This window comes from Methylomicrobium agile, from assembly GCF_000733855.1.
Lineage (GTDB): Bacteria > Pseudomonadota > Gammaproteobacteria > Methylococcales > Methylomonadaceae > Methylomicrobium > Methylomicrobium agile.
This window is the reverse complement of sequence record NZ_JPOJ01000001.1, coordinates 4,321,054-4,333,901: the sequence shown is the minus strand read 5'-3', so window position 1 is coordinate 4,333,901 and position 12,848 is coordinate 4,321,054. Positions and strand designations below refer to the sequence as shown.

Below are 12,848 nucleotides of genomic sequence, written 5' to 3'. Positions count from 1 at the left end.
GATGCCCGAGGTTGCGTTCTATGTCCTGGCTTCCGAAGACGAACAGCAGCGGCTGCTGTTCGTCTGCAAACTCGTCGAAAAGGCTTACCGGAGCGGCAGCTTTTGCTATGTGCTGGCCGATACCGACGAGCAGGCCCGAAAGCTCGACGATTTGCTCTGGACTTTCCGGCGCGGCAGTTTCATTCCCCATCAACTCTATACGGAATCCCTTCCGCCCTTAGAGCACGTCATTTTGATCGGCGCCTCGGAGCCGCCGGAATCCTGGCGAAAGGTGATCGTAAACTTGTCCTGCCAATGCCCTTCCAATATCGAACAAGCCGAGCGTATTCTGGAAGTCTTACATGACGATGAAGCAACGCTGACAGCAGGAAGGCTTCGTTATCGCCGTTATCAGCAGTTGGGCATAGCTATTAAAAAGCATAAACTAGATCAAAAAGGTAAGCTCTTGGAATAAAATCACGGTGAACCCGTGAATTAAAGCTCAGGATTATTGCTGCTGTCATACTCAAACTAGGTAGGATTGAAAACTCGACAGAGTTGATTTTTTTACCAATGAAGAAAATCCAACTCTGTTGGACCGGTTTAAAACCACATTATCTGATACCCAGTTATTTGATGTCCTGGTCGATTGTTTTAGATCAAGCGGCTTCTATCAACTGTACCCTTCCATTGAGCCGATAGCGAAAACAAGAATAAAGGCGGCAACAGCAAAAAATTGAAATTCATGCTTATCCGTCCAGAAACATCCATGCTACTGTTCTCCGGCAAAGACCCTGTTGCCAAAATATTTTACGCAGAGAATTTTATGCAAGTACAACTTCAACCCGAATTTGACGAGATACTACAGCCCTTGGGAAGTCATGCGCTGGAATTTTTCCTGGCCGCCAGCTTGTATCACGCTCGGAAAATCAGCTTTGCGAGTGCCGCGCATATGGCGGGGTTGGACTTTGAGGCGTTTAAAACCCGTTTATCCGAACACTTTGAACAAGGGTATATCATTGCGGATGAATGCGTTTTGGAAGATTTGCGCACAATAGAAAACCTCTGAGTCGTGAAAATCGTACTCAATACCAGTCCTATCATTTTTCTCGGTAAAATTGAGAGTCTTGGCTTATTGCAAGATTGCGTTGATGATATCTTTGCGCCAAAAGCGGTGATTGACGAACTGTGCGATTACACTTTGCCATATTTTATAAAAGTACGCCCTTTGTCCGACATTGGCGCTGCGTATGTTCAAGGCGCGCTTGGGCAATTACATCAAGGGGAGTTGGAAGCAATGGTTCTAGCTAAAGAATTATCCGCCGATTTTGTGGTTCTGGATGATTTGCTGGCAAGACGAAAAGCGCAACGTTTAGCGCTTAATGTTATCGGTACGCTGGGCCTTCTGCTTCTATTTGAAAAACGCAGTTTGTTATCCGCAGACCAGGTTTGGCAAAAAATAAATCTGTTGATACAGCAACATGGCTTCTATGTGTCCTCAAATATACTCAATCAAATTCAGATAAAAATTCTGGGCGACAGAACTGAAGAGTCTTGAAACGGCGATCATTTCTTCATTGCCTCGTCCTTAAATCAAAAGTTACAACCAATAGCAATTAATAAAGAACTAGAACAAGCACATAATTTCATGGATAAAACATACGCCCCGCACGCCATCGAACAACGCTGGTACAACACCTGGGAAGAAAACGGCTATTTTGCCGCCAAAGCCGAAGGCGACTCCTACTGCATCATGATTCCGCCGCCCAACGTGACCGGCAGCCTGCACATGGGGCATGCGTTCCAGGATACGGTCATGGACGCCTTGATCCGCTATCACCGGATGCAGGGACACAGCACGTTGTGGCAGGTCGGCACCGACCATGCCGGGATCGCGACGCAGATGGTCGTCGAGCGCCTGTGCAACGCCGAAGGCAAAACCCGCCACGATTACGGGCGCGAGAAATTCGTCGAACGGGTCTGGCAATGGAAGGAAGAGTCCGGCGGGATGATCACCAAGCAACTCAGGCGAATGGGGTCGTCGGTGGACTGGAGCCGCGAACGCTTTACGATGGATAAGGGCATGTCCGACGCGGTGCAGGAAGTCTTCGTCCGCCTCTATGAAGAAGGCCTGATCTACCGCGGCAAGCGGCTGGTCAACTGGGATCCGGTGCTGCATACCGCGGTTTCCGATCTCGAAGTGCTGTCCGAGGAAGAAAACGGCTCGATGTGGCACATCCGCTATCCGCTGTCGAACGGGCAGGGGCATCTGATCGTCGCGACCACGCGGCCCGAAACCCTGCTCGGCGACGCGGCGGTCGCGATTCATTCCGGCGACGAGCGCTACAGGCACCTGCTCGGCGAGTTTCTGGAACTGCCGTTGACCGGGCGCAAAATTCCGGTGATTGCGGACGATTACGTCGATCCGGAATTCGGCACCGGCTGCGTGAAGATCACCCCGGCGCATGATTTCAACGATTACGAGGTCTGGACTCGGCACCGTGCCAATGCGGTGATTCAGGATCTGCCGCACGGCGGCTTGATCAACATCTTTACCCGCGACGCGAGCGTGGCGGACGACGAACTGATTCCGGAACAATACCGCGGGCTCGACCGCTTCGAGGCGCGCAAACGGATCGTCGCCGATCTCGAAGCGGCGGGCCTGCTCGAAAAAATCGCCGACCACAAACTGATGGTGCCGCGCGGCGACCGCACCGGCGCGGTAATCGAACCGTTCCTGACCGATCAATGGTATGTGAAGGTGGCGCCGCTGGCCAAGCCCGCGATCGAGGCGGTCGAGAACGGCGACATCAAGTTCGTGCCGGACAATTGGAAAAACACTTATTTCGAATGGATGCGCAACATCCAGGATTGGTGCATTTCCCGGCAGATCTGGTGGGGGCACCGGATTCCGGCCTGGTACGACGAGGCCGGCAATACTTATGTCGGCCGTTCGGAACAGGCGGTCCGCGAGCGTCACCACCTGCCGGCGGATTATCCGCTGCGCCAGGACGAAGACGTGCTCGACACCTGGTTTTCGTCCGCGTTGTGGCCGTTTTCGACGCTCGGCTGGCCGGACCGGACGCCGGAGCTGGCTCGCCATTATCCGACCAGCGTGCTGGTGACCGGCTTCGACATCATCTTTTTCTGGGTGGCCCGGATGATTATGATGGGGCTGAAATTCCAGGGCGACGTGCCGTTTAAAGAGGTGTACATTCACGGCCTGGTGCGCGATGCGGAAGGCCAGAAAATGTCCAAGTCGAAAGGCAACGTGCTCGATCCGATCGACATCATCGACGGGATCGACCTCGAAAGTCTGGTCGCGAAACGGATTTCGGGGATGATGCAGCCGCATCTGGCGAAAAAAATCGAACAGGCGACCCGCAAACAGTTCCCAGACGGCATACCCTCGTTCGGGACCGATGCGTTGCGCTTCACCTTTGCCTCATTAGCTTCGACTGGGCGCGACATTCGCTTCGATCTGGCGCGCACCGAAGGCTACCGGAACTTCTGCAACAAGCTCTGGAATGCGGCGCGTTATGTATTGATGAATACCGAAGGCCATGATAATGGACTGTCGGGTGAGCCTATGACTTTAACCCAGGTCGACCGCTGGATCCTGGCGCGGTTGAATCAGGTGATCGGCTCGACCCGCCAGGCCATCGACCATTACCGTTTCGATCTGGCCGCCCAGTCGATCTACGAATTCATCTGGAACGAGTTTTGCGACTGGTATCTGGAACTTGCGAAAATTTCGCTGCAGGCCGACGGCGACGCTTTGCAGCGCGGCACCCGCAATACCCTGGTGACTGTGCTCGAAACCGCGCTGCGGCTCGCGCATCCGATCATTCCGTTCATCACCGAGGAAATCTGGCAGCGGGTGGCTCCCCTAGCGGGCATTCAGGGCGAAACGATCATGCTGCAACCGTATCCGGCGGCCGATCCTGCGCTGGACGATCCGGAGGCGGTCGCCGAAACCGAGTGGGTGATGAACTTCATTCTGGGCGTGCGCCGGATACGCGGCGAGATGAATATCGCGCCGGGCAAGCCGCTGTCGATATTACTGCAGAACGGCAGCGAGAAGGATCGTGTTTATTTCGAGAGCAGCCGGATGTATTTGTACCGGCTGGGCCGTCTGGAGTCGGCTACCTGGCTGGCCGACGAAGAGGCCGCGCCGGAATCGGCGATTGCCCTGGTCGGCGCATTGAAAATCCTGATCCCGATGGCGGGCTTGATCGACAAGGATGCCGAATTGGCCCGCCTGGACAAGGAAATCCAAAAGATTCGGAAGGAACTGCCGCGCGTCGAAGGCAAATTGAACAATTCCGACTTCGTGAACAAGGCGCCGCCCGAAGTGCTGAAGAAAGAAGAGCAAAAGCTGGCCGAATTGCGTTCGTCGCTGGATAATCTCGAACAGCAGCGCCGAAAAATCCAGAGTCTGTAACGGCAGGCGAAGCATGAGATAAATCCGCTTTCTTTTGTGGATCCGTCTTGTAGTTGCCGGCCGATCATCTATATTTAGTATCGAACTCTCTATCTGATGCTCAATATAGCGATGTCTACGCCAACGACCGAATTTCTTTTTAATGGTATTGCCAAGTGCCTCATTCAGAAAGGCTTTCTTTCTGAAAACGAGGTACGGACTCATTCGCAGGAAGCGGTAAAGAAAAACGTTTCTCTGGTGAGTTATCTTGTCGCCAATAAACTGGTTAGCGCCAGAACGATCGCGTCTGTCGCTTCGGCCGAGTTCGGAGTGCCTTTTCTCGAACTCGATGCGCTCGATTTAAAGTCGCTGCCGGTCAAATTGATCAACGAAAAATTGATCGTCAAGTATCAGATCTTGCCGCTGTTCGTGCGCGGCAAGACGATCTTTGTCGCAATGGCCGACCCGACGAACCATCAGCCGTTCGACGAAATCAAGTTTCAAACCCGCCTGCATCCCGAATGCATCATTGTCGAAGAAGATAAGTTGCACAAGGCGATTGAGGCCGCTCTCGAAGCGCCGGAGGCGTCGATCGCGACCTTACTCGACGAAGATCTCGGCAACCTCGCGGTTTCCAGCGCCGAAGAGGAGGCGGCCAAGAATGAAGTCAATTCGGACGTGGACGATGCGCCGATCGTCCGCTTCGTGAATAAAATCCTGCTCGACTCGGTCAAGAAAGGCGCTTCCGATATCCATTTTGAACCTTACGAAAAAAACTTCCGTATCCGTTTTCGTACCGATGGCATGCTGCACGAGGTCGCAAGTCCCCCATCGTCGGTCGCCACCCGAGTGATTTCCCGGATCAAGGTGATGGCCCGGCTGGACATCGCCGAACGCCGGGTGCCCCAGGACGGACGGATCAAGTTGATCGTTTCCAAAAACCGTACGCTGGATTTTCGGGTCAATACCTGCCCAACCCTGTTCGGCGAAAAAGTCGTCATGCGTTTGCTCGATCCGACCAGCGCGCAATTGGGCATCGAGAAACTGGGTTTCGAGCCTGACCAACAGAAACTTTTTCTGGATGCGATCAACCGGCCCTATGGTTTGGTGTTGGTCACGGGGCCGACCGGCAGCGGTAAAACCGTATCGCTTTATACCGGACTGAATATCCTGAACACGATCGAACGCAACATCTCGACGGCCGAAGATCCGGTCGAAATCACCGTGGAAGGCATCAATCAGGTCAACATGAACGTGAAGGCCGGCCTGACCTTCGCCGGCGCCTTGCGCGCTTTTTTACGGCAGGATCCGGATGTGATCATGGTCGGTGAAATTCGCGACCTCGAAACGGCCGAAATTGCGATCAAAGCCGCCCAAACCGGCCACTTGGTGCTTTCCACCCTGCATACGAACGATGCGCCGCAGACCTTGAACCGGCTGATGCAAATGGGCATTCCGGCCTTCAACATCGTCTCGTCGATCAATCTGATCATGGCCCAGCGTCTGGCGCGCCGTTTATGCCAGCATTGCAAGGAACCCGCCGACTATCCGGATAGTGTATTGATTTCGACCGGTTTTAAACCGGAAGAATTGAAAGAGCTGCGCATTTACAAGTCTGTCGGCTGCGAACATTGTACGAACGGATACAAAGGCCGGGTCGGCATTTATCAGGTGATGACGCTGAGCGAGGATATGCGCCGGCTCATTCTTGAAGGAGGCAACGCGATGCAGTTGGCCGATCAGGCGAAAGCCGAGGGGATCAACGATCTGCGCGCCTCCGGCCTGAACAAGGTGCGCCAGGGCGTGACGAGCATTGAAGAAATTGACAGGGTGACAAAGGAATAAGCGATATGGCACAACAAGCTGAACAAATCGATTTTATCTGGGACGGAGTCGACAAGGCCGGCAATAAAATCAAGAATCGCCCTATTTCGGCGCTCAGCGAGACAATCGCCAAAGCCGACCTGAAAAGGCAGGGATTCCGCGTCATCCGAATCAAGAAAAAACCGAAACCCTTATTTAAAAAGGTCCAGAAAATCACGGCCGGCGATATCGCGGTTTTTGCACGGCAACTGGCGACCATGCTTCAGGCCGGCGTTCCTTTGGTCCAGTCTTTCGATATTATCGGCAAGGGCCACGAGAATCCGAGCATGCAGACCATGCTGTTGTCGATCAAGGCCAGTATTGAAGGCGGCAACACGCTGGCGCAGTCTTTGCGCGAACATTCGATCTATTTCGACGAATTGTTTTGCAATCTGGTCGAGGCGGGCGAACAGGCAGGGGTCTTGGAGGCTTTGCTCGACAAAATTGCGACCTATAAGGAAAAGACCGAGTCGATCAAGAAGAAGATCAAAAAAGCGCTAACCTATCCTGTGGCGGTAATCATTGTCGCCGTGATCGTGACCGTGATTCTATTGATGTTCGTCGTACCGGTGTTCGAAGAGTTGTTTCAAAGCTTCGGCGCGGATTTGCCGGCTTTTACGCAAATGTTCATCAACATGTCAAAATGGATGAGAGACTGGTGGTGGATATTGTTCGGCTCGATCGGCGGCGCTGTTTATACCTTTTCTTATTTCAAGAAACGGTCCTATGAGTTCAATCACGCACTGGACAGAATCTTGCTGAAGGTGCCGGTGGTGGGGATGATTTTGAATAAATCCTCCATCGCGCGTTTTGCCAGAACCTTATCCACCATGTCGGCGGCCGGGGTGCCGCTGGTCGAAGCGCTGGAATCGGTCGCCGGCGCATGTGGTAACATAGTCTATGCCGAAGTGGTCCTGAAGATGCGTGAAGAGGTCGCCACCGGGCAAAGGCTGCAGTTTGCGATGCAGCAGAGTAATCTGTTTCCGCATATGGTTCAGCAAATGGTCGCGATCGGCGAAGAGTCCGGTTCGATGGACGCGATGCTCGCCAAGGTCGCGGACTTTTACGAGGAAGAGGTCGACAATTTGATCGACAATTTGAGCAGCCTAATGGAACCGATGATCATGGCTATCCTCGGCATTATGGTCGGCAGCCTGTTGATCGCGATGTATCTGCCTATTTTCAAACTCGGCGCGGCCGTAGGTTGATTTGAAATGTTGACAATCAAGGTGTGGCCTTGTAATGCTGGCAAGGCGACTGTGGTTCGACCTTGTCAGGACGAGTTTGTCTCTTACGTATGATCCTGTAAGCCGCAAAAAATTACTGTTTCGGAATGTGCGTCAATAAATTTGATGCGGGAATATGGAGAGAAGGTCTTGCGATGAGAGTTTGCTTTCGCAAAAGCGATGCTCACAAGTTTTTCCAACTTGGAGTTACAGTAATTTGGATGCAAAGGATTAAGCGCCTATCAAAAAGTCGGCCTGTATAGAGCCGAACCCTTCCCCGATTTCGTCGATGACCCGTTCCGGTTCGTCCGGCGTATATAGTTTGAATTTGAGCCATTCGTATTTCATCTTGCGCCAAAGCGGTTTAATCCGGTTCAATTCGGGGCTGTAAGGCGGCAGAAAATAAAACCGTATCCCTTTTTCTTCCAGGAGGCCCCGCCCCAATACGGTTTCAGTTTTTTGGCGGTGTGAATGGAAGCATCCAAAATCGCCCCACTTTCCAACACCATCTGGCAATTTTGCAGACGAATCATTGATTCGTCCGAATAATACCCATACACATGAGACAAGTGTTAACGGCAATCTTTTTATGCAAACGGGGCCGGGACGATTTGCTTTGCCTGTCCTATGGGATGTGGTAAATGAATTTTTTAATCTTAACAGAGGAATAAAAGCTGGTAATTATACAGAACAGCAGCTTAGAACTCTATTTGGAATAGATGCCCGGAATGATGCTACACAGGTTATTCAGCAATACAATTATGACGATGGTTTGGATAATTACGCTGAGCGAACATACATCTGGAATTCCGGTTCTTACGAAATTGATGATAGTGCTGTGTCTATTGTAGATGCCAATGGTAATCGCCATATTGAACATTTTGCTGTTAAGCCACTTGGAATACTCAATGGTCCCACAGGAGCTAATGGCGGCATCCTCGACAATTTTGATTTTGAAGGTGGTGGGTTAGCCCAAACTGGTAATGCCCCACTTGAAACTTGGGTAGATCCTTCTGGCATTGGAATTAAAGTCAATATTGAAATTACCAATATTACTAACTTTAGAAGTTATACAATCGCCAATTATGCTGCCGACGTGCAAAAATATAACGATTCATTCATTAATACTGCATTGGCAGGTGTTAGGCTATCAACCGAGATGCATGAATTGGCAGAGCGAATATTTGATAATGGGGTGACAAAGTTTCTAGATGCAGACAATAAACCTATCCTGTATGGAACGGATCAGGATGATAGTATTTTTGGAACGCTTTCACGTGCAGGAATTGATAGGAATACTGGTGGCACTAAGACAATCGTTGATATCGGGCGTTTTGATAACCCTGTAAGCGGATGGATACAAAATGGGATTCATTGCATCGGTGGTCCCGGTAATGACAATCTGACAGGAACCGATAACCCTGACAAATTGGTCGGCGGCACCGACGACGACACCCTGGATGGCAACGGCGGTGATGATTACCTCGAAGGCGGCGATGGCTTTGACCTCTACTTTGCCAATGATGGCGACCGTATTTTCGATAGCGATGGCCGAGGTGTGGTGTATTTCAATGGCCAAGAGCTGAAAACAGCGACCAAGCGGCTGATGACGAACGATGATTTTTACCAGGATGCTGCCGGAAATCGCTACTACCATCAGGGGGATGACCTGTTGGTTGTCAGTGGCGATCAAAGCGCTTCCCTCGTTATTGAAAATTTCCAGAACCAGAACCTGGGTATCAAACTCAAGGTGATGGGGGGTTCCTCTCGGGTGTCTTCCTGGCGCGAGGTCACCGAGACCCCGATAACGGACGATATCGACAATGTTTTCAACGTCGCCCAACGCACTCCACCGCCCGACCTTCGTGACCCGTTAACGCTTGATCTGGATGGCGACGGCCTGGAAACGACGGCATTCAGTACCCACCCCATCTACTTCGACCATGACGTCAACGGCATCAAAGAAGGCACCGGCTGGGTATTGCCGGATGATGGTCTGCTGGTATTGGATAGAAACGGCAACGGCGTGATCGATGACGGCACGGAACTGTTCGGCGATCATACGCCTTTGGCGGGTAGCGGCTTTGCGGTCGATGGTTTTGCGGCCATAGCCCAGGAAGATAGCCCTGTAGGTCGGGCAACCGCTTTATCGTTGCCCGAAGCCCATGTGGCGATCATGCTTCGGACTATGGCGCGGGCCTGAAATCTTGTCACCTTTCAATGCATTGGAAAGGTCGGGCACAAAAAGCGCGTGCCCGACCTACACGACTACGTCTTAGCATCCTGAGGTCGGTGATCGAGAGCCAGTGGCAGTTGCTTTAGGGGGTCAAGCATCGCCGCACCGGTTTTGCCTCGTGGAGAGTCTGCCGACTCGGCCGTTTGGCCCATTGAGACTGTCGTAATGACTTGAGCGTGCAGTATTTTGCGGATCGAGCCGGGTAGCCGAGCAGCCGTTACCCCTGAGCGGGACGGGATTTATAACCCCGTTCCCCACGTTTGAAGACCTACCGCCAGCATAAAATCATCGTCTGTATTTGCGCGGTGCTAAACGTTACGGATGGGATAACTATCCCGTCCGGCACCGGTATCTTACGGGTTCAACCCCGTAGGGTACGCTGTGCGTACCTCTCGACATAGAGGGTACGCACAGCGTACCCTACGGGGGGCTGGACTTAACGATGGCACCTTTCAGAAGGTGAGGAGCTTCCCTACACGCGATATGAAAATGCTCTAGCCAGCATTCTATGAGGTTATGAGAAACTGAATAAATGTTAAGGCCAACATATGAAACTACACTTTGGCGCAGGCGTAGGTTAAAATTCGACCGGATGCGTATCATTCCCATCAATTTAAGGGTATTTTTTATTACATGACTGTTCTGAGCGATTTTTTGCCTTACATCGTTTTTGTGGTCGGGTTGATGGTCGGCAGTTTTTTAAACGTGGTGATCTATCGCCTGCCGATCATGATGTACGGAGGCTGGCGCAAGGAATGCATCGAATTTTTGGAGCTGGCGCCGGAGGCCGTGCCGCTTCCGCAAAGCGGCCGCCCTATTTCTTTAACCGAAGAAGAGCCTTTCAATCTGGCGCTTCCCTTGTCGCGCTGTCCGTCCTGTAAGGCGCCGATCAAGCCTTATCAAAATATTCCGGTATTGAGCTACCTGTTTTTAAAAGGCAAATGCGCGCACTGCGGTGCCCGGATTTCCGGGCGTTATCCCGCGATCGAACTGTTGACCGCGGTGCTCTCCGCCGCAGTCGCCTGGCATTTCGGCTATACTCTGCAAACCTTGTTTGCACTGTTGTTGACCTGGTCGCTGATCGCCTTGACTTTTATCGACATCGACCATCACCTGCTGCCCGACTCGATTACCCTACCGATGCTGTGGAGCGGGCTGATCCTGAGTTTGGGCGGGGTTTTCACCGATGCGCATTCCAGCATTGTCGGCGCGGCAGCCGGCTATGGTTCGCTTTGGCTGGTATACCACTTGTTCAAGCTGGCTACCGGCAAGGAAGGGATGGGCTTTGGGGATTTCAAGCTGCTGGCGCTGTTCGGTGCCTGGCTCGGATGGCAGAGTCTGCCGTTGATCGTTTTGCTGTCCACGCTGACCGGAGCGGTTTTGGGCGTTGCCTCGATCGTTTTCGCCAAGCGCGACCATGCCGCACCGATTCCTTTCGGCCCTTATCTGGCGTTTGCCGGCTGGATTGCGCTGATCTGGGGGGAATCGATCAACCGGCTTTATCTTGCCTCGATCGGTTTTTGAGCGTTTTAACCGATGCTGAAAGTGGGTTTGACAGGGGGGATTGGCTGCGGCAAAACGACGGTTTCCAATCTGTTTGCGGAGATGGGCGTTCCGATCCTGGATGCCGACCAGACCGCCCGCGAACTGACCGAGAAAGGGCAGCCCGCGCTGGATCGGATTCGCGAGGCATTCGGCCAGCAGGTCTTTAACCCGGACGGTTCCCTGAACCGCCTGCAATTGAAAAAACTGATTTTTTCCGATGACCGCAAAAAACGGCAGCTCGAAGCGATCCTGCATCCGATGATTCTGGCCGCCTTGGCCGCGAAAGCCGAACGGCTCGACGTCCCGTATTGCATTCTGAGCATCCCGTTGTTGTTCGAATCCAAGCTGGAACCGCTCGTCGACCGGATCCTGGTGGTCGATTGCCCGCTCGAACTCCAGATCGAACGCATCAGCCGACGGGACAAGTTAGACTTCAAAGTCATCCGTTCGATCATCGGCAGCCAGGTTTCACGGGACTATCGGCGAAAGCATGCGGACGATCTTTTGGACAACTCACAGGCCGACAATCCACTTGCAGAACAAGTCAAAAAACTGCACAATTTATACATTTCTTTAAGTCCCTGTCAGCATAAACTTACCTGTGACCAACAAAATCACTTATGAATTTCCTCTCAACGAACGCATCCGGGTTTTCATCAGGCTGGAACAACTTTTCGAACAATTCAATCATTTTCTGAACGGCGCCTCCGTTTGGGACAAACGCGCCGCACTGAACGTATTGCTCGACATCATGACGATTTTCAGCCGCAACGATTTGAAATCGGAACTGCTTAAAGAACTGGACCGCAATGGCAAGGCCCTGAACAGGATTGCCCATAGTCAGGGCGTAGACGCGGAAAAACTGAACCAACTGCTCGGCGAGGTGAGCCAAACCAGCAAGAAACTTTACGCGTCAAGCGGCAAGATCGGAATTCATGTGCTGGAGAGCGATCTGTTTCAAAGCATCGCCCAGCGCAGTTCGATCCCCGGCGGTACCTGTTCTTTCGATCTGCCGGAGTTTCATTATTGGCTTGAACAGGAGGAACCGATCCGCCTGAGAGATCTCCAGCAATGGAGCAGTCCTTTCAACGATATCAGAAACGCGATCGACCTGATCCTGAATCTGATCCGCAACAGCAGCGACGAAACCCGGGAAATCGCCAAAGCCGGTTTTTTTCAAATTTCCCTGGACCGCAGCCAGCCTTACCAGCTGATAAAAGTCAGCCTGGACAAATCGTTGCGCTATTTTGCCGAAATCAGCGGCGGCAAGCACCGCTGCACCGTGCGTTTCATGGTGCCTTCCCACGACGAAAAACGCCCCCTGCAAAGCAGCGACGACGTATCTTTCACTTTATCCTGTTGCCAATTTTAATGCCGGAGAAACAGGTTGCATTGAAAGTCAAATGCCCCGTCTGCCAGCGTCCGCTGGAATGGACGGCGGACTATCCGTTCCGGCCGTTCTGTTCCGAACGCTGCAAATTGATCGATCTCGGCGCCTGGGCGGCCGAAGAAAACCGGATTTCCGAAGAGCTTCCCGATTCGGGCGACACGGAAGACGGTCTTCCGTATCACTGAT

The 12,848-nt window shown here is 52.5% G+C and carries 12 protein-coding genes; 11 read left to right on the top strand and 1 reads right to left on the bottom strand.

The features are described from left to right. The first annotated feature begins 1 nt into the window (after position 1). The 6 genes from CC94_RS0120025 to CC94_RS0120000 all read left to right on the top strand — a co-directional run bounded on the left by CC94_RS0120025 (position 2) and on the right by CC94_RS0120000 (position 7,473). Positions 2-454: a DNA polymerase III subunit chi gene (locus CC94_RS0120025; protein WP_005372757.1), complete on the top strand. Its 453-nt coding sequence runs from the start codon at positions 2-4 to the stop codon at positions 452-454. 270 nt (positions 455-724) lie between these two features. Then, positions 725-1,048, top strand: a complete 324-nt coding sequence (locus CC94_RS0120020) for a hypothetical protein (protein WP_425357669.1) — start codon at positions 725-727, stop codon at positions 1,046-1,048. Between the two features lie 3 nt (positions 1,049-1,051). Continuing rightward, positions 1,052-1,537 (top strand): PIN domain-containing protein, encoded by a 486-nt coding sequence (locus tag CC94_RS0120015; protein WP_005372753.1) that lies wholly within the window; start codon positions 1,052-1,054, stop codon positions 1,535-1,537. A 90-nt stretch (positions 1,538-1,627) separates the two neighbouring features. Then, positions 1,628-4,423: a valine--tRNA ligase gene (locus CC94_RS0120010; protein ID WP_005372752.1), complete on the top strand. Its 2,796-nt coding sequence runs from the start codon at positions 1,628-1,630 to the stop codon at positions 4,421-4,423. Between the two features lie 111 nt (positions 4,424-4,534). Then, positions 4,535-6,247 carry a type IV-A pilus assembly ATPase PilB gene (gene pilB / locus CC94_RS0120005; RefSeq protein ID WP_031431933.1) on the top strand — a complete coding sequence of 571 codons (1,713 nt, stop codon included), beginning with the start codon at positions 4,535-4,537 and terminating at the stop codon, positions 6,245-6,247. Positions 6,248-6,252: 5 nt separating this feature from the next. Beyond that, the gene (locus CC94_RS0120000) at positions 6,253-7,473 is read left to right on the top strand and encodes a type II secretion system F family protein (RefSeq protein ID WP_005372748.1); all 1,221 of its coding nucleotides are present in this window, start codon (positions 6,253-6,255) and stop codon (positions 7,471-7,473) included. 249 nt (positions 7,474-7,722) lie between these two features. Here CC94_RS0120000 and CC94_RS24170 read toward each other — a convergent pair whose 3' ends face one another. Further along, positions 7,723-7,935, bottom strand: a complete 213-nt coding sequence (locus tag CC94_RS24170; RefSeq protein WP_051040375.1) for a transposase — start codon at positions 7,933-7,935, stop codon at positions 7,723-7,725. An 88-nt stretch (positions 7,936-8,023) separates the two neighbouring features. Here CC94_RS24170 and CC94_RS0119990 point away from each other — a divergent pair, with 88 nt between their 5' ends. The 5 genes from CC94_RS0119990 (at position 8,024) to yacG (ending at position 12,847) form a co-directional block, all read left to right on the top strand. After that, entirely contained in the window at positions 8,024-9,694 is a 1,671-nt protein-coding gene (locus CC94_RS0119990) for a calcium-binding protein (RefSeq protein WP_005372746.1), read from the top strand. Positions 9,695-10,360: 666 nt separating this feature from the next. Next, on the top strand, positions 10,361-11,251 hold the full coding sequence (locus CC94_RS0119985) for a prepilin peptidase (RefSeq protein WP_031431931.1): 891 nt from the start codon (positions 10,361-10,363) through the stop codon (positions 11,249-11,251). A 12-nt stretch (positions 11,252-11,263) separates the two neighbouring features. After that, positions 11,264-11,896: a dephospho-CoA kinase gene (gene coaE, locus CC94_RS0119980; RefSeq protein ID WP_005372734.1), complete on the top strand. Its 633-nt coding sequence runs from the start codon at positions 11,264-11,266 to the stop codon at positions 11,894-11,896. After that, positions 11,874-12,644, top strand: coding sequence for a cell division protein ZapD (zapD, locus tag CC94_RS0119975; protein ID WP_005372732.1), 771 nt, complete (start codon positions 11,874-11,876; stop codon positions 12,642-12,644). Before coaE ends, zapD begins: the two co-directional genes overlap by 23 nt. Further along, a complete protein-coding gene (gene yacG / locus CC94_RS0119970) occupies positions 12,644-12,847 on the top strand; it encodes a DNA gyrase inhibitor YacG (protein ID WP_005372730.1) in 204 nt (67 codons plus the stop codon). Before zapD ends, yacG begins: the two co-directional genes overlap by 1 nt. Position 12,848: the final 1 nt, after the last annotated feature.